Here is an 18219-nt window from a genome sequence, read left to right as displayed (position 1 = left end):
TCGATCACCGCGTCGATCTTGCGCAACAAGTGATCTCTGGGGACAAGCTGATCGAGCGTCACAATCTCGAGCGCTGTCTGGGAAGGGCCGGGCTGCTTCAACATCAAAACAGTGAATCAAAAAAAACCGGCAAACGCCAGAGGTTTGTCAGCAGTCTGAGGCGCCTCCGGGCGCCTTTCTCTTTTCGTCTCATGCCAGTTCTGGCTGATCAGTTGATCTCGATATCCAAGCCCAGATCCAGGATCGGCGCCGAGTGGGTGATCCAACCCGATGAGATCAGATCGACACCGGCCTCTGCAACTGCTTTGACCGTATCGGCTTCGATGCCGCCGGAGGCTTCAAGCAGCACCTTGCTACCGATATGGCCTTTGGTGATCTCGACGGCCTGCTTCATCTGCGCCGGATCCATGTTGTCGAGCATCACCACATCAGGATTGCACGTCAGTGCGTCCTGAAGTTGGTCCAGCGTGTCGACCTCCACCTCGATCTTCACCAAATGTCCGGCAAAGGCCTGAGCTGCCTCGATGGCGGCTTTGACCCCGCCTGCGACAGCAATGTGATTGTCCTTGATCAGGATGGCATCATCTAGCCCGAAGCGGTGGTTGGAGCCACCACCACAGCGCACGGCGTATTTCTCGAACGAACGCAGCCCGGGTGTTGTCTTGCGCGTGCAAACGATATCGGCCTTGGTATGGGCAATCAGATCTGCAAAACGGGCTGTGGCAGTCGCAATCCCCGACAAGTGGCAGGCGAAATTCAGCGCAACGCGCTCAGCTGACAGAATGCCACGGGCCGGGCCGATGATGCGCGCGATGACAGCGCCTTTCTCGAGCCGGTCACCATCCTTGAGCAACGGTTCGAACGTTATCCGTTGGTCGGTCTGACGGAAGGCGCTTTCCGCCAATGCGAGCCCCGACAAGACACCCGGCTTGCGGGCTGCAATGACGGCCGTCGCCGTCTTGTCGACCGGGATCGTGGCCTGACTGGTGATGTCGCCAGCGCGCCCCCAATCCTCGAGAAGGGCAGCCTTCACCGCATCATCAACCATCAATTGAGCCAGATCGGGCAAATATCGGGTCATCGGCTTTGGTCTCCGGGCACCGCTTCACGCGCTGCAGCTGCAATGTCATTGATCTCCTCCAGAGTAGTGAAGGAGCGAGAAGCTCTGGCCGGATCGGCATCCGGGAAATCCGAGCGGAAATGTCCGCCACGACTTTCCTCGCGTTTCAGCGCCGAGGCCGCAATGATCCGGGCGGAAATCATCATGTTGCGAATGGAGACACGCGAGCATTTCGCTTCAGCTGCTGCAATGTCGACCAATGCCTGGCGCAGGCCGTCTGCATCGCGCTCCACACCGACGTTGCGGTTCATGGTCTGGCGCAGATCGGAAATGGCCTGTCGCTCGTCGGTGTTCCGCTGGCTCGGCAGACCGGGCTCCTTGTCCTGCTCAGCCCAGAAGGCACTGCGCGGCGTCGGCATCAGACCCTGAATGTCCTCGGCAATGCGCGCGGCAAAGACCACGGCTTCCAACAGCGAGTTCGACGCCAGCCGATTGGCACCATGGGCACCGGTGGAGGCGACTTCGCCCGCAGCCCAAAGACCATCCAGCGATGTGCGGCCGTTGGCATCGGTCAGGACACCGCCCATGTGATAATGCTCGGCTGGAGCGATGGGGATCGGCTGGGTGGCCGGATCAATCCCCGCCTCGATACAGGCGGCATAGACTGTCGGAAAGCGATCTGAGAAGGACGCACCAATGGCTTCGCGGCAATCCAGGAAAGCGCCACGCCCGGACATCACCTCACGGTGGATGGCACGAGCGACGATATCGCGTGGCGCCAGTTCGCCCAGCTCATGCACCTTGCTCATGAACCGCTCACCAGCCGTATTGATCAGAAGAGCGCCTTCCCCGCGCAGCGCTTCCGTTGCAAGAGGCGCCGGGTCTTTGCCGATGTTAAGTGCGGTCGGATGAAACTGGACGAATTCAGCATCCGCCAGAACGGCACCGGCGCGGGCAGCCATCGCCAATCCATGACCGTTGGCCTCGCCCGGGTTGGTGGTGACTGCGAACAAGTGGCCAATGCCGCCAGAGGCCAGAACCACGGCTTTTGCGGGGAAGGCCATTCGCTCCAGTCCGCCGCGCTTGCGCGCCAGAATGCCGGTGACATAGCGGCCTTCGCGCATCAGGCTTTCACCCATGAAGCCTTCCAGTACACGGATCGACGGGCTCTTGCGGACAGCTTCGATGAGCGCATCCATAATGGCCTTTCCAGCCATGTCACCGCGCACCCGGACAACCCGGTTTTCCGAGTGGGCAGCTTCTCGGGACAGGGCCAGTCGGCCCTCCAGATCCTTGTCGAACGGCACGCCGTAAGACAGGAGGTCGCGCACACGGTCCCCCGCTTCGCGGGTCATCTGCTCGACAATCTTTGATTCGCAAATGCCGGCGCCAGCGATCAGCGTGTCGTCGCGGTGCTTTTCGAAGGTGTCATGCTCGGAGACGGCAGCGGCAATGCCACCCTGGGCCCACGCGGAGGATGCCCCCTGCCCGATCGGCGCATTGGAAATCACAGTTACCGGTCTCGGCGCCAACTTCAGGGCGCAGAAAAGCCCGGCCAGGCCACCGCCCAGAATGACAACGTCATCGACGTCCTTGCCCGCCAGAGCGGGTACGAAATCTTCAATCGATACGCCCATTGGAAAAATCCCAGATACTCGTCGGACTCTTGCCTCGTGAAAGAGGGAGCAGCCCTTCTCGCGACACCCTTGCAGTGCCGGACCGGAGCCGCACCGGGATCACCGGCACGGCTCCAAGAAAAACACGTCGTCGGCAAATCAGCGGTTGAGATCGATCATCCGTTGCACGGCAATGCGTGCCTTGTCGGCGATCACCGGGTCAACCACCACTTCTTCCTTCATCTCGATAAGGCTGTCGAGGATCTTGGACAGGGTGATGCGCTTCATGTGCGGGCACAGGTTGCAGGGGCGGATGTAATCTACACCCGGCGTTTCGCTCGCCACATTGTCGGCCATGGAGCATTCGGTGATCATCATCACCTTTTCCGGCTGACGGGTTTTCACCCAGTCGATCATATGCGCCGTCGAGCCGGCGAAATCCGCTTCTGCCACAACTTCCGGCGGGCACTCAGGATGCGCAATGATCTTCACATTCGGCTCGATCTTGCGGTAATCCTTCAGCTCCTGAGCGGTGAAGCGCTCATGCACTTCGCAGGCGCCATCCCAGGTGAGAACTTCCACGTCGGTCTTGTTGCCGACATTGGCGGCCAGATATTTGTCCGGAATCAGGAACACCCGATTGACACCGAAGCTTTCCACCACCTGCAGCGCGTTGGAGGAGGTGCAACAGATGTCGCACTCAGCCTTCACGTCGGCAGAGGTGTTGACATAAGTGATGATCGGCACGCCGGGATTGCGTTCGCGCAGCGCGCGCACATCTGCACCGGTGATCGATTCGGCCAGTGAACACCCTGCTTTCATATCGGGGATCAACACGGTCTTTTCCGGGCTGAGGATCTTCGACGTCTCAGCCATGAAGTGCACGCCGCACTGGACGATGACATCGGCATCGGTGCGCGTGGCTTCAATCGCCAGCTGCAGACTGTCACCAACAATGTCGGCAACGCCGTGGTAGATATCCGGCGTCATGTAATTGTGCGCCAAAATAACCGCGTTGCGTTCTTTCTTCAGCTTGTTTATCGCATGAATCGTCGGGGCAAGTGCCGGCCATTCGATCGCCGGAATGATATGCTTCACCTTCTCATAGGTCTGCGCAGTCGCCTCTGCGACCTCGGGCGTGTAGCTCAGGTCGGGACGCGAAAGGGGCTCGTAACGGTCGAGCGCAACAGGTCCAGCTGGAGTCGCCGTTTCAAAGGCGGCAGGAGAACTGGTGATGGTCATGGCGACCTCCGTGGTGTTTATGCTCACATTGAGCATATCTTTCGCAAAAGAAAACAGGCCAAAGGCCCATGTCACTCTGCTCATTCGTTTCGATATTTATATAGGAAGATTGACATGGCGAATCCAGCAATTTCGCAAAAGATATGGCACGTCGTTGATATCTAATACGTTTTAGTGCCTACCTGCGATTGTCAGAATTGCTGAAGAAACCTTTCCTGACCTCAAAAGCTCTTTGCTAGCTAATCAATTGAGTTTGCAATTTAGCGGTTTCAGCAGAATGGTCGTCTCGAATTGCGATTCATTCACTTCGCTTATGGAACGCACGCGAATTATCATTTCTGAAATGAGACGCTGCCGCTTATTCTGTAACTTCCTATTTTCCTTGTGACGTCAACAGCATTTGACTGCTCTGGAGACCCTTGAAATGTCAGAAAATTCCACTTCGGTCTCTCGCCAAAGAGATGTCGCGATTCCGCTTTTGATCACCTGCGGTTGCCTGATTGCGTTGCTTTCTTTCGGGCCTCGCTCTGCGATGGGTCTGTTCTTTCAGCCCATGACCAGCGCAAATGGCTGGAGCCGCGAACTCTTCGCGCTCGCCATTGCCATTCAGAACCTTGCCTGGGGGGCTGCGCAACCCTTCGCCGGCATGATGTCGGACCGCTATGGAACCTGGCGCACGTTGACGCTTGGCGCGTTCCTCTATTCCGCCGGCCTCTTGTTGATGGCTCACGCTGAAACGGCAGCAATGCTTCATCTGTCTGCAGGTGTTCTTATCGGCCTTGGTGTTGCCTTCTCGTCCTTCTCGCTGGTTCTGGCTGCTTTTGGTCGCAATGTGACACCAGCCCAACGGTCGCTCGCCTTCGGCATTGGCACGGCGTCCGGGTCGATGGGTCAGTTTCTGTTCGCGCCGCTGGGCGATTACCTCATCGGCTCAATCGGCTGGCAGGAAACCCTGATCATCTTCTCCGGCATCATGATGCTGATCCCGCTTCTGGCGGTGGCGCTGCGGGGCAAGTCGGTTCACGTTCCAGTTGCCGGCCAGCAGGACCAGAACCTGAAGCAAGCAATTGCCGAGGCTTTCAAGACCCGCGGCTACCTGCTTCTGACGCTCGGCTTCTTTGTTTGCGGGTTCCATGTGGCGTTCATTACCGTTCACCTGCCGCCCTATATCGTCGACCTCGGCATGGACCCTGCCCTTGGCGCCATCGCACTTGCGTTGATCGGACTGTGTAACGTCGTTGGTTCTCTTATCTCCGGTTACATCGGTGGGCGCTATTCCAAGTCTATCTTCCTGTCGCTGATCTACATTGGCCGGGCCATTGCAATCGCGCTCTTCATCACCATTCCAGCGACCCCTGTCACCGTTTTGGTGTTCGCTGGCGTTATGGGCTTCTTGTGGCTCTCGACTGTGCCGCCAACTTCCGGCCTCGTTGCTGTGATGTTCGGCCCGCGTTATATGGGCACGCTCTTCGGTTTCGTCTTTTTCTCTCACCAGGTCGGTTCGTTCCTCGGCGTCTGGCTGGGGGGGAAACTTTATGATGAAACCGGTAGTTATGACGCAATCTGGTGGCTGGGGATCGCTCTCGGCCTTGCTGCGGCCATTGTTCACTGGCCGATCAAGGAACAGCCTGTGGCGCGTCTTGCAGCGGCGGAGTGAGTAAATTGACGCCCAACGAAAACCTTGCCGAGCGCTACCGCGCCTACATCGATTGCCTGAACAAGCAGGACTGGGACAATCTCGGTTCTGTGGTTCATGAGGACGTGCATTACAACGGCACGCGCGTTGGCCTGACCGGGTACCGCCAGATGCTCGTCGGCGACTTCGAGGCTATCCCCGATCTGTCATTCAACATCGATTTTCTGGTATGCGAACCGCCACGCATCGCGGCACGGCTGCTCTTCGGCTGCACGCCAAAGGCCATGCTTTTCGGGCTGCCGGTCAACGGACGGAAAGTCAATTTTTCGGAGAACGTCTTCTACACATTCCGCGAAGGGCGTGTTGTCGATGTGTGGTCCGTCATCGACAAGGCCGCGATCGAAGCGCAACTTTGAATGCTCTTCCACTGACTGTCGACAGAGACGCAATATCATTTCAGTCATCCGGAAAAAGCCAAAAGGCTTTATCCAGGACCGGCGGGCCGAGGCTCAGCGACTTAGAAGCGCAAGGCTCTCGACACTCCGACCCCGGATCTTCAGGCATCGCCTTCGTCCGGGATGACTCCGCGTGAAATTTGCAGGCTTAGCCCGCGATTTTTGAAAAGTCAGCCACCACATGAACGGCGTCGCGGATTTCGGACAACAGGCGCAAGCGGTTCATACGGATTTCAGATTCCTCGGCGTTGACCAAAATATCCTCGAAGAATTTGTCCACCGGTGCCCGCAGTCTCGACAGGCCGCTCATGGCTGCCTCAAAGTCTTCCGACTTCACCGCTTCGGCAGCTTCTGAACGGGCTGTCTTGATGGCAGCTGCCAGATCGATCTCTGCCTGTTCGCGGAAATACTCTGCCTGAGGTTCGCCTGAGACCTTGGCGCCGTCTTTCTTTTCTTCCGCACGCAGGATGTTGACCGCACGCTTGTAGCCTGCGGCCAGATTGGCGCCATCATCTGAGGCAACGAACTTGCCCAACGCCTCAACCCGCCGAACAACCATCAGCAAGTCATCCTGACCACCCAGTGCCAGAACGGCGTCGATCAGGTCGTGGCGAGCGCCCTCGTCCTTCAGGTAGACTTTCAGACGATCAGCGAAGAAGGACATGAGATCTGCAATGATCTCGTCGGTCTTCTGACCTTCGACGTTGACGGACAAGCGCGCCACGGCACGTCCGATCAGATCACTCAGAGAGACCCGCAGGCCGTTTTCCAGAATAATGCGGATGACGCCGAGGGCTGCGCGACGCAGCGCGAAGGGATCCTTCGAACCGGTCGGCTTTTCATCGATGGCCCAGAAGCCCGCCAGCAAATCCAGCTTGTCGGCCAGTGCAACAGCGATGGCAACCGGATCGGTGGGAACCTTGTCGCTCGGGCCTTGCGGGCGATAATGATCTTCAATGGCGATGGCAACAGAGGCATCCTCGCCCTGCTTGGCAGCATATGTGCGGCCCATCAATCCCTGCAGTTCTGGGAATTCATAGACCATCTGAGAGACCAGATCTGTCTTGGAAAGGCGCGCTGCGCGTTTTGCCTTGTCGACATCGGCACCAACGTGCGGTGCGATCTCTTTTGCCAGCGCTTCCAGACGCTTGACGCGTGCGCCTTGCGTGCCGAGCTTTTCGTGGAAAACGATGCTGTCGAGCTTGGGCAGATTGTCGGCCAGCTTGGTCTTCAGATCGGTGTTCCAGAAGAAGCGAGCATCGGACAGACGCGCGCGGATGACCTTTTCGTTGCCGTGGATGATTTCCTTGCCACCATCAACTGCTTCAATGTTGGAGGTCAGCACAAAGCGGTTGGCGAGGCGGCCCGTCTCCGGGTTCTTCAGCACAAAGCACTTCTGGTTGGCGCGGATGGTCAGACGGATGCATTCATCCGGAATTTCCAGGAACTCTTCTTCAAATGAGCCGATCAGGACCACCGGCCATTCGACCAAGCCTGCAACCTCTTCCAGAAGGCCAGGATCCTCGACGAGATCCAGGCCCAGCGCCATCGCGTTGTTCTTGGCGTCGTTCAGGATGATGTCCTTGCGGCGGTCCGCATCGAGGACAACCTTGTGCTTTTCCAGCTTCGGCGCGTAATCATCAAAGCGACGAACTTCAAAAGCCTCATCCGCCAGAAACCGATGACCACGAGTGGTTGTGCCGGAGACGATGCCCTCGACTTCAAAAGGGACAACGTCGGGCTCTTCGGTTTCCGGACCAAATGTCGCGACAATGGAATGCAATGGGCGAACCCACCGCATGGAGCCCGTGCCCCAGCGCATGGAGGTCGGCCAAGGAAAGCCCTTGATCAGGCCTGGCAATACTTCGGCCAAAATCTCGATGGCCGTGCGGCCCGGCTTCTCGATGACCGCAACGTAGAACTCGCCCTTCTTCGGGTCGGACTGTATGGTCGCTTCGTCAATGGACGACAGCCCCGCACCACGCAAAAACCCTTCGACAGCCTTTTCCGGAGCGCCGACACGTGGTCCCTTGCGTTCTTCCCGTGTCGCCTTGGAGGCAGCCGGAACGCCCGCTACATGCAGAGCCAGACGGCGCGGCGTGGCAAATGCCTTCGCGCCTTCATAGGGTAGTCCGGCATCCACAAGTGCATTGGTGACAAGCGACTTCAAATCGTCCGCAGCGCGACGTTGCATGCGCGCAGGAATTTCCTCGCTGAAGAGTTCAAGCAGGAGGTCGGGCATCGGTCTTACATACCTTCAGGTCGGACCTGCATCTTCAGGTCCTTTTAAAACTGGCTTGGGTTTCCGGAGCAGTCCTGCCCCGACAAATCTCTGGCATGTCCGTTACCAAGTCAGCCCGTGATTGTCACCCCCTTGGCCGGTTGGTTTGGGTTGAGCGGAGGCAATTTCCCTGAGGCCGGTGCCGTATGGTCTCCGCCGTATGCGGAGCGTAAGAGTGCAAGTGGATATCCCCGCAATTCAAGGACACGCCTTCGTAAAACTGCTTAGTTGCTGTTTTTAATGAGATTTCTCTGTTTCAACTTCATCCTTCGGAAAGGAAGCAATGGCATTCTCGCCCGCTACTAAACCGTTGAAACGGGGCCATTCGTGAAGCCTGACACCTTAATTTCGAAACGACAGCTCGGGACTCTTTTGCTTGTCGTTGGCGCAGCGATTCCGTCAGGCTATTTGCTCGCCCTGTTCCACCCACTGTTGTATGTCACCCAAAGATCCAGCCATCTAGTGCTGCACTTGGTGGAAACTTTGGTCAGCATCGGCTTCTGCATGGGCATCTTCGCGATCGTTGCCGCGGCCTTTTCATTGACCCGGATGAAGCACCGGCTGACCGAGCACCGCCATGCGGAGAACGCGGCCATTGAACTGGCCAAGCACGACGCCCTGACCGGCCTGCCCAACCGACGAAAACTCGACGACAGCTTCAACGACCTGATGGACCAAGTTCAGCCGGACGAATGCCGCGCCGTGCTGATGCTGGACGTCGATGGCTTCAAACCCGTCAACGATCTCTACGGACATGGGGTCGGCGACATCCTTCTGTGCAAGTTTGCCGAGAGATTGACCCTGGAAGTCGGCAGTGAAGGTCTGGTCGCCAGACTTGGCGGCGATGAGTTCGCAATTGTTTCTCCGGTGCTGTCAGAAAAGCCCGATGCAGGAAGTCTTGCGCGACGGCTGCTTGCTGCCATTCAGAAGCCCTTCGACATCGAGGGACGCGAAATCCGTATTGGGTCTGGGGTCGGCATTTCCCTGTTTCCCGACGACGGGCATTCGTCCTCGGAACTATTGCGCCGTGCCGATATAGCGCTGTATCGCGCCAAGACGTCTGGCACCTCGTTGTTTCGGTTCTTTGAGATTGAGATGGACGCTTCCATTTTGCACCGCTCCCTGCTGGAGCAGCGGCTACGGCGTGCGATGGACAGCGACGCCTTGAAGCCGGAATACCAGCCGATCATTCGGCTGAGCGACAACAAGATTATCGGCTTTGAAGCCCTCGCCCGCTGGTACGACCCGGACTTTGGCTACGTCCCACCCAATCAGTTCATCCCGATCGCAGAAGACGCCGGCATGATCTCCGAACTGACGGAGAATATTCTGCGTCAGGCATGTAAGGCTGCAAGCCGGTGGCCTGACGACATCGACCTCAGCCTCAACATCTCGTCACTGAAGCTGCAGGAACAGGGATTTCCGCTGAAGCTGGCCGCCGTGCTTGCAGAGAGTGGTGTTTTGCCGCAACGGATCACCCTGGACATCAGTGAAGCTGCACTCAGCCGAAATGTGAAGCTGTCCCACCCCGTGCTGCGGCAACTCGCCGACAGTGGTATCAAGCTCGCACTCGATGACTATGGCGTTGGCAATTCGAGCCTCAATATTCTGCGTCAATTGCCCATCGACACGGTCAAGATCGATGACAATTTTGTCTGCGGCGTGCTGAAGGACCCGGAATGCGCCGCCATGGTCGAGGCGGTTCTGGTGCTGACAAAAGGCCTCAACTTGCGGGTCGTCGCCGAAGGCCTTGAACAGAAGGAAATCGTAGACTGGCTTAGCGACCGCCAATGCGAAGCCGGTCAAGGCCATTATTTTGGTACCAGCCTCACGGCAGAAGCTGCGACCAAACTTGTTCAAGCTGGCGGCTGGATTGCACCAGCCGGGTCTGCCGCAGAAATGAAACAGCTGACGGAAAACGCCAGCTAGCGCGGACGACTGGTTCACCAGCCCCCGCCACCGCCTCCTCCGCCACCCCCACCGGACGAACCTCCCGAAAAACCGGAACTGGACGACTTTGGCGCTGGGACCGACGACGAGAAGCTGCTAGCCAGGGCGCCGGTCGTTCCAGACAACGCCCCTGCGATGTTATGGGCATCGAAGCCTGCCCCACGGGACCATCGCGGCTGATAGGACGTACCCTCCGCCGGGGTTGCCGTCCTCAACCAGGATGCAAACGTCTCTGCCCAGGGCTTCTCCACGCCCAATGCCACCGCATAGGGCAGCAGATGCTCGAAATGATCAGGAGACATGCGCGGAACGCCTTCCATGTTCATACGCTCCGCCTCTGCCACCTCAAGATAAAGCTTCAGCCCCTCGATGGCATCCAGAACGCTTCTCCCGAGCGCGGTCGGCGCGCCCATGAGCGCGATGAAGAAGACGTTGGTCGCGACGATCAGCACCGCAACCAAGGTCAGCAAGCTGCCTTCACTGAAGGCCGCCACGGCAGAAGCACCGCCAAGCACGAGCAGAACGATCAGGACGAAGAACAAGCCCATGATGCTCCCGACACGTTGCAAGAGGCTTCGCGAGCCAGACAGCGAGTTCACAACCGTGATCAACATGCAGGAGGCGACGGTTCCGATAATCATCAAGGGAAGAGTAATGGCTATCTCATCCCCACTGACGTCGCCGAAGTTGATGATACCCACCACCGCCAGCAGGCTGAAAAGAACCCCGATGGCTGAGAAGACAAGATTGGACTTGAAATACCGCTGACGACTCTCTTTCTCGATGGCCGAGCGAAAGGAGTTGCCAAGCAGGACGACCGACGGGCCGTTGTCTTTGTTCACCGAAAATGCGCCGCCTTGACGATCCAGGAAGCGCAGAACCGCCGCTTCTCCAGAGGGCAGTTCGTCCGCGGACACAGGCTTCCCGCCCCAGGGACCGGCTGTCCCGCCTCCTTGCACCAGCTCAAGCCGCAGGCCGTCGCTCAGCTGTTCCAACACCAGCTTTCCCTTCACAGCCAAGCTGATGCAGGCAGCAGAGAGCGCCGTCCAGCCCTGACCGGCAAATCCGCGGTCCTCTATGTAACTGGCCAGTGCGGGCGAAATCCCTTCCGGCGCTTCGAAGCGCGGGTAGATGACGCCCGCAGGAGGGTCACGACCGACCCGGCCCCAGGCAAAAACATAGTAGCCCAGCACCACCAGAAGCCCGAATGCACCAGCGATTTCCGCGCTGTAATCGCTCAACAACCAGCCTATCTCGTCTGCTTCGGTGGGCGGGACAACCGCGCCCTTTGGCATTGCCACGACAATCGTCAGGCCCTGGCGAGGTGCCAACGGGCGCGTTGTCTCGAAATAGACCTGATGCGACCCGCTGCGGCTTTCAGAGCGGAAGTCCTTACCTGTCTGGCCATAGGCGCCGGTGTAACCGTCCCACCTTGAGGCGGTCACCCCGGCAGGCAGGGTCACCTGAGCCGATGCCTTGTTGATTGGAAAGCCCCAGAGGTTACCGGTGACGTTCCAGTAGACTTCGTCGTGGCTGTCAAAGAAACGGATCTGGCGGGTTGTCAGATAGGTGATGGTGTAGCGATAGAGGCCCGGCTCCAGAAAGACGTCGCTGTCACCGATATAGATGCGCACGCCATCGCCAGACCGCTCCACCCGGTAGGGCTCGGAGGCACCGTCTCGTTCCACGGAGACCAGCTCAAATCCGGCGCGTGCCTTGCGCCCGGAGGCCATCTCGAAAATGAGCGGCAGATCGCGGTAGATGCCGCGGCGGATTTGATCGCCTTCCGCTTGCACAGTGATCTCTTCCGTCACCGTCAGGGTGCCATCTTCGGCCACATCAATGGCTGCGTGGAAATTCGTGATCGCCTCATTGGCGTCGGCACGGGTGCTCAGCAAGGCACAGCCAAGCAGCACAGCCAGAAGACAGATCACACGGCGAGCGATCAAGGTCATACGCATTGCGCGCGCCTTTCCGGTGTTTAGAAGCTGATCTTGGGGACTGCGCGGTCCGAGGCATCTTCAATTTCGAAGTAGTCCGCCTTCATGAACCCGAATTGCCCCGCGACAAGGTTCGAAGGGAAGCTCTCGACCGCCACATTGAGCATGCGCACCGCACCGTTGTAATAGCGGCGAGCCTTTTGCAACGCATCTTCGATCATGTCGAGACTCTCATGCAGGGCGCGGAAGTTGCTGTCGGCCTTGAGCTCCGGATAGGCCTCGGCGACCGCCAACAGACGGCCAAGCGCCTGGGACAGTGCGCCTTCGGCAACCGCCCGGTCTGCCGGATTGCCATTGCTGACCTGACCGACCCTGGCCCGCATGGCGGTTACTTCTTCCAGGGTTTCCTTTTCGTGGCTTGCGTAGCCCTTCACGGTTTCCACCAGATTGGGAATGAGGTCGGCGCGGCGTTTGAGCTGCACGTCGATCCCCGACCAGCCTTCTTCGACCATCTGTCGCTTCTTGACGAGGCCATTATAGAGCGCAACCAGATAGCCAATGAGAGCGGCGACAACGGCCAGAACAATCAAACTCATAAGAAGAATCCTGAAAGATAAATGCTGTTGCAAACAACGCTATCTCCCTGGCCTCGCAAAGTCATCAAGCCATTATCGCGGCAAAGGCTAAAATTGCTCATCAGCCTCAGATAGCCTGGGTCAGACATGAAAAAGGCGGCACGAGGCCGCCTTGAAATCACGTAGTGCTGACGACCTGGCTCAGCCCTCGTAGCCGACGCCGCCTGCCTTGGTCTTCAGGAAAGCCGCGCCACAGGCCTTGGCCAGTTCGCGCACCCGCAGAATGTAGCTCTGGCGCTCCGTCACGGAAATCACGCCACGAGCGTCCAGCAAATTGAAGGCATGAGAGGCCTTGATGCACTGGTCGTAGGCCGGAAGCACGACTTGGTGCACATCAGCCCCTGTCTCTTCCTGAGCCTTTGCGCCAGCGGCCAGAAGCGCCTTGCACTCATGCTCCGCATCCTTGAAGTGTCGGAACAGCATCTCGGTGTCCGCATGCTCGAAGTTATGGCGAGAATATTCCTGCTCAGCCTGCAGGAATACATCGCCATAGGTGACCTTGGCGTCGCCCTCCTGGCCGTTGTAGTTGAGGTCATAAACGTTATCGACACCCTGCACATACATTGCGATGCGCTCCAGACCGTAAGTCAGCTCACCGGATACTGGCGAACATTCAAAACCGGCCACTTGCTGGAAATAGGTGAACTGCGACACTTCCATCCCGTCGCACCAGCACTCCCAGCCAAGTCCCCAGGCCCCCAGCGTCGGGCTTTCCCAGTCATCTTCGACAAAGCGAATGTCGTGAAGCTTGGGATCCAGACCTATGGCGTAGAGCGACTGAAGGTACAGGTCCTGTAGATTTGCCGGTGACGGCTTGAGGATCGTCTGGAACTGATAGTAATGCTGCAGACGGTTCGGGTTCTCACCGTAGCGTCCGTCGGTCGGACGGCGCGAAGGCTGCACGTAAGCTGCCTTCCATGGGCGCGGCCCCAGAGAGCGCAGGGTCGTAGCGGGGTGAAATGTGCCCGCACCAACTTCCATGTCATAGGGCTGCAGGACAACACAGCCCTGATCCGCCCAGAAGCGCTGCAAGGTCAGGATCAGGCCCTGAAAGGAGTTTTCAGGGCGCATATGGGCCGGCAGGGTGTCGTTCGACATGAGTTCTCGTTCCGCGCAAAGTCTTTGTGCAAGGGGCATGGCCCCGTAATATCTGATCAGCGGCGACACGTGCCACGGGAGCACGGCAAGGTCAAGCGATCAGCCGGTTTGCACCGCCCGAGATCGCCATTGCAGCCAGTCCAGCACAGACCCTGTCAGAACAGGCTAGGTGCAATCCCGGAGGCACGGCGACCGAAAATTGCGCGGTTAACTAGAAGATGCGCAATCATCCTGCTCTTACGGAAAGTGCCTGATTCTAGCCATTTTTAGATGATTTCAGCCGCGTATTCGAAGAGGCAACCGAAAAGCGGTTTGTATCTCCCTTAGCTGAAGGATGTGCCGGGAGCGAGGAAACTCGCCCGACCGGAAAGACGTCCTGTGTGTCTGCAGGATTCAAAGTCCTGACAGAATATTTAGTGGACCCAAAGAGCCATGCATGATCAGTCGACCGGCGCCCGGCAGGCCGCCGCAATCCTCACTGATGCCGTCATCGTACGTCACCGTCACTTTGCCCGTGTATTCAGCGCCACCGTGCTGATTGCCGCCGTTTGCCTGATGGTCGGCCAGACCTCACAGCACCCGATTTCAGTGCCTTACACTCTCGAAGCGCAGACCACGGTGATCCCAGACTCGCCTATTGCCGAGTTTCAACCCCACAGAGAAGCACCTCCCGTTACCTCGTCGCTCCGCACGGAAACTCCAACCTGGTATGAAAAGCTGACCAGAGCGGATCTCGCCAGACAGTTTTCGAGCATCAGCGGCGACATGATCGGTCTGTTCCGCGCCCATCCCCTGTCGCCATACCAGACGGCGGAAGTTCGCCGCATCAAGCGTCAAGGCAAAGCCGTTGCTCTGGCGGATCTGCGCCGGTTTGTCGGCGCCCGCAAGATCGCCGATCATGGCCCGGAAAAGCCCGCACCGCTGGCGGCAATCGATGTCGATACCACGCTGTTCAACACCACACCGCCTCGCGCACAGCCGATTGTGGGGGAACTGCCAGAGTCCATTCCGGTTCCCGAAAACCGCCCGGAACTGACGGCGGTCCAAAAGACTGCAGTGAAACGCCAGTCGACATTTCTCGCTCTGAGCTATGCACCAGCGGGCCCAGACCTGTCGAACGAGGACGGTGTCTACGGCGGGCTCAACAAGGTGTTCCGCACTTCGCCGTCGGATGAGCCCGGCTTGCCGACCGGTCACTGGACCGGGCGTCTGCCTGGTCGCGGCAGCAAGGTCGCCGTTTATGACATCTCTGGCGCCACGGTCTACATGCCCGACGGCACGAAGCTGGAAGCGCACTCCGGCCTTGGCCCCATGTTGGACAACCCCAAATACACCAAGCGCCGCAACAAAGGCCCGACCCCGCCGAACGTTTATAATTTGCGGATGCGTGAGCGGCTTTTCCACGGCGTAGAGGCTGTCCGCATGCTGCCTGTTGACGTTAAGAAGATGCACGGCCGCAACGGTATTCTGACCCATAGTCCACTGCGCCGGGGTAGCATCGGATCCGCCGGCTGCATCGCCTTTCAGGACTATGCGAAATTTCTGAAGGCCTACAAGTCCGGCAAGGTGAAGCAGATCATAGTCGTTCCACACCTGGGAGAACTGCCAACCTATCTGGCAATGCTCTGACAAATGAGCGCTCCCGTTTGTTCAACTGAGGTGCCTCCACCTCGCCCAAAATCGTCGCTACACAGGCTTGGGAAAAAATTTCAGATTGATTCACCATCCGTATTTCGCCGGAGTCCCGCAGCTTCGCGAAGATACCAGCGCAAAACGCAATTGGCCGTAAACGTCTTGGTTACCAAGTTTCCCTATAGTTAATGAACATCTACATTGAAGCGGAACATCGCTTCTTTGTGCGGGATGACTTGGTATCTGGCGCGGCAAGTAGGTCGCGTGGGGACGCGTAATTGGACCCAATGAGTATGAGTAAACCGCCTATCGACCGCCGGCCACGCGCCGCGGCACATAAAGGTGCGCGAAAGACGCGCCCGACCCTCCTTCTGCTTCTGGCGCTGCTTGCCGGACCGGTGGGAATGATCACCTCCCTCAGTCTGTCCGACGAGGGCGCTTTCAATCTGAATTTTGCCAGCCTGCTTTCTCCTTCCAAGACAGGACAATCTGCGGTCTCTGACAAGGTGGCCCGTTCTGCGATCTGGTCGGAACCCAGCCTGCAGGTGCTGACCGGCAAGGACCGAGCCGCGATGATTGCCCAGGTCATGGCGCAAAAAGAAGCTGCGGCCCATGCCGAAGCCGTCCGGAAGGCTAAAACCACTGAAAAGCTTGCAGCCGCCGACCAGGCGAAAAAAGCCGCACAGGAAACAGCAGTAGCCGAAGCTGAAACCCTGGCGGCTGAAAATCAGGCGCGTCAGCAACTCGAGCGGCTGAAAACAGCGGCAATGTCTGCGCTTCGTCAGGTTCTGACGGAACGTGTCGCCCTGATTGGGCAGGCTGATGTGCAATCGGTCGCAGCCAACGTCCCTGCCGCTTCGAATGAAGCTCCCCAGGCTGTTGCCCAGGCGGATCTTCCAGAAAATGATGGTGCTGCAGCGGCGTCAGATGAAAAACTGGTTGTTGCTTCGATTGCCCCCGAGATGATGATCCCGGTCCCAACGAAGCGCCCGGCGGCTCCGAAACCTCAAGCTAGCCAGACAGCTCAGACAGCTCGGACAGCTCGGGCACCTCAGGCCATGGCCTATGCTCCAGCGAACCGACCTGAGGACGATGACAATGGCGTCTTCAGTGGCCTATCCAAGATCTTCAACGGCGGCACCTCCGCCCTGCCCGGCCGTGGCAGTGGTATTGCCGTCTATGACATCAGCGAAGCCACCGTGCATATGCCAGATGGCACCGAGCTGGAAGCGCATTCCGGCATTGGCAAGATGATGGACGACCCGCGCCACTTCAAAAAGAAGAACCGCGGCCCGACACCACCCAATATCTACAAGCTGCGGATGCGGGAAAGCCTGTTCCACGGCGTCGAAGCCATCCGGATGCTGCCCAGAGACCGCGCAGCGATGTATGGCCGCGACGGGATGCTGACCCACACGAACCTGCTGCGCGGGCGTATCGGGTCCCATGGCTGCGTCGCCTTCAAGGACTATGCGAAATTCCTCAATGCCTTCAAGGCGGGCAAGGTCCACACCTTGATCGTGGTGCCACGCATGAACGAATTGCCGACCTATATGGCCTCGCTCTGATCGAGCAACACCGATGAACAGAAAAAGGCGCTCCGTGGACACGGGGCGCCTTTTTCATTTGCATCCAAACAGCTCAAAGCTTTCTGCCTGACGCACTGCCCCTGGAAAACGCCGCCAAGCCTCCCGAAAGGGAGATGATGGCGATGGCGGCATAGTCGAGCAGCTCGAACTGCTGGCTGAAGAGCACCACCGCCCAGAACCCAGCGAAAATCACGTAGAAATTATCGAATACGCCAACGACCGGAGCCGGTGCCGATTGATAAGCTTTGGCCACACCGCCACAGATGAGGGCGAGCAGCACACCGAGCCCGAGCATCAGCAGCAGAGTTGGCCCATCGACTTGCCTCCATCCTGTCAGGAGGAAGGGTGCTGCATCCTGCCACGTATCCGGAGGTGGAAAAGCCCAAAGGCCCGCTGAGAGCCCTGCACCGAGCAGCACCAGAACCCAGTTGAGGCAAAAGGCCAGCGACCAGACGGACTCGTGTCGACATCCACCTCGGGTGACCAGCGCTGCCAGGGCATAGAGCGCAGCGGCCAACACTGCCAAGCCGATTGGCCAGGGAATCTCACTTTCTGTCGGACGCAGCATAAGGAGGACACCTCCAATTCCGCAGAGAACAATCAGCCACCGATTTGCCCCGACTTTTTCTCTGGTCAAAAGCACGGTGAAAAGAGCCATGAAGAAGGGGCTTGTGTAAAAACCAGCCGCGGCGACAGGTAACGGCAAAAGCGGCAGAGACGCGTAATACGACAGCCACATCCCACCGAGACACAGACTGCGCACTGCGACAGCCTTCGCGTTTTGAGGCCACAAGGCGCTGAGCCGCCCCGATAGGAAAGCGGCAATAAAAATGATTACCAAGGCAAACCCAGAGCGCAGAAATAGGAGTTGCCCGAGGCCAACACTTCCATCTTGTGCCTTGACGATGGCATCGGACAAGGACAGCAACGCCACCGCACCCAGAATGCACAGGATGCCCTGGGTCTGCGGGTCGCGAAAGCCTGGCACCCGAAGAATCTGCCAAGCCCTCTGCAAGCCATAGGGAGGCGTCTTTTGCGTTTGGTCAATCCATGTCATAGGATTACCTATGGCATTGGATCACACC

The 18219-nt window shown here is 58.4% G+C and carries 13 protein-coding genes; 5 read left to right on the top strand and 8 right to left on the bottom strand.

Translation table 11 applies throughout. The annotated features are described in order from the left end of the window. Positions 1–208: 208 nt before the first annotated feature. From nadC to nadA, 3 genes are all read right to left on the bottom strand, one after another. Positions 209–1081 carry a carboxylating nicotinate-nucleotide diphosphorylase gene (gene nadC / locus J0X15_RS12095; RefSeq protein WP_206940975.1) on the bottom strand — a complete coding sequence of 291 codons (873 nt, stop codon included), beginning with the start codon at positions 1079–1081 and terminating at the stop codon, positions 209–211. Further along, the gene (locus J0X15_RS12090) at positions 1078–2697 is read right to left on the bottom strand and encodes an L-aspartate oxidase (protein ID WP_206940974.1); all 1620 of its coding nucleotides are present in this window, start codon (positions 2695–2697) and stop codon (positions 1078–1080) included. The genes nadC and J0X15_RS12090 overlap by 4 nt, the downstream gene beginning before the upstream one ends. Positions 2698–2835: 138 nt before the next feature. Continuing rightward, positions 2836–3918, bottom strand: coding sequence for a quinolinate synthase NadA (gene nadA / locus J0X15_RS12085; protein ID WP_206940973.1), 1083 nt, complete (start codon positions 3916–3918; stop codon positions 2836–2838). Positions 3919–4342: 424 nt separating this feature from the next. Between nadA and J0X15_RS12080 the strand changes: the two genes are divergently transcribed. Both J0X15_RS12080 and J0X15_RS12075 read left to right on the top strand, forming a co-directional pair. Further along, positions 4343–5575: an MFS transporter gene (locus J0X15_RS12080; RefSeq protein ID WP_206940972.1), complete on the top strand. Its 1233-nt coding sequence runs from the start codon at positions 4343–4345 to the stop codon at positions 5573–5575. Between the two features lie 5 nt (positions 5576–5580). Further along, on the top strand, positions 5581–5970 hold the full coding sequence (locus J0X15_RS12075) for an ester cyclase (RefSeq protein WP_206940970.1): 390 nt from the start codon (positions 5581–5583) through the stop codon (positions 5968–5970). A 187-nt stretch (positions 5971–6157) separates the two neighbouring features. Here J0X15_RS12075 and glyS read toward each other — a convergent pair whose 3' ends face one another. Continuing rightward, positions 6158–8251 carry a glycine--tRNA ligase subunit beta gene (gene glyS, locus J0X15_RS12070; protein ID WP_206940969.1) on the bottom strand — a complete coding sequence of 698 codons (2094 nt, stop codon included), beginning with the start codon at positions 8249–8251 and terminating at the stop codon, positions 6158–6160. Between the two features lie 513 nt (positions 8252–8764). Between glyS and J0X15_RS12065 the strand changes: the two genes are divergently transcribed. Further along, complete coding sequence (locus J0X15_RS12065; protein ID WP_209015275.1) at positions 8765–10219, top strand: putative bifunctional diguanylate cyclase/phosphodiesterase; 1455 nt, start codon at positions 8765–8767, stop codon at positions 10217–10219. Between the two features lie 14 nt (positions 10220–10233). On the opposite strand, the gene J0X15_RS12060 is transcribed toward J0X15_RS12065, so the two are convergent. The 3 genes from J0X15_RS12060 to J0X15_RS12050 form a co-directional block, all read right to left on the bottom strand. Next, entirely contained in the window at positions 10234–12201 is a 1968-nt protein-coding gene (locus J0X15_RS12060) for a DUF2207 domain-containing protein (RefSeq protein WP_206940967.1), read from the bottom strand. A 20-nt stretch (positions 12202–12221) separates the two neighbouring features. Then, on the bottom strand, positions 12222–12776 hold the full coding sequence (locus J0X15_RS12055; RefSeq protein ID WP_206940965.1) for a LemA family protein: 555 nt from the start codon (positions 12774–12776) through the stop codon (positions 12222–12224). Positions 12777–12956: 180 nt separating this feature from the next. Beyond that, positions 12957–13886, bottom strand: a complete 930-nt coding sequence (locus tag J0X15_RS12050) for a glycine--tRNA ligase subunit alpha (RefSeq protein WP_206941069.1) — start codon at positions 13884–13886, stop codon at positions 12957–12959. 459 nt (positions 13887–14345) lie between these two features. Between J0X15_RS12050 and J0X15_RS12045 the strand changes: the two genes are divergently transcribed. Both J0X15_RS12045 and J0X15_RS12040 read left to right on the top strand, forming a co-directional pair. Then, positions 14346–15542 carry a DUF2778 domain-containing protein gene (locus tag J0X15_RS12045; RefSeq protein ID WP_206940963.1) on the top strand — a complete coding sequence of 399 codons (1197 nt, stop codon included), beginning with the start codon at positions 14346–14348 and terminating at the stop codon, positions 15540–15542. Positions 15543–15838: 296 nt separating this feature from the next. After that, positions 15839–17113: a DUF2778 domain-containing protein gene (locus tag J0X15_RS12040; protein WP_231710381.1), complete on the top strand. Its 1275-nt coding sequence runs from the start codon at positions 15839–15841 to the stop codon at positions 17111–17113. A 73-nt stretch (positions 17114–17186) separates the two neighbouring features. Here J0X15_RS12040 and J0X15_RS12035 read toward each other — a convergent pair whose 3' ends face one another. Beyond that, positions 17187–18191: a DMT family transporter gene (locus J0X15_RS12035; protein ID WP_206940962.1), complete on the bottom strand. Its 1005-nt coding sequence runs from the start codon at positions 18189–18191 to the stop codon at positions 17187–17189. Between the last annotated feature and the right edge of the window lie 28 nt (positions 18192–18219).

The organism is Roseibium limicola (assembly GCF_017313085.1).
GTDB classification, from domain to species: Bacteria; Pseudomonadota; Alphaproteobacteria; order Rhizobiales; family Stappiaceae; genus Roseibium; species Roseibium limicola.
Note: the sequence above shows the minus strand (reverse complement) of the source record. Positions and strands in the feature narration are given on the sequence as shown.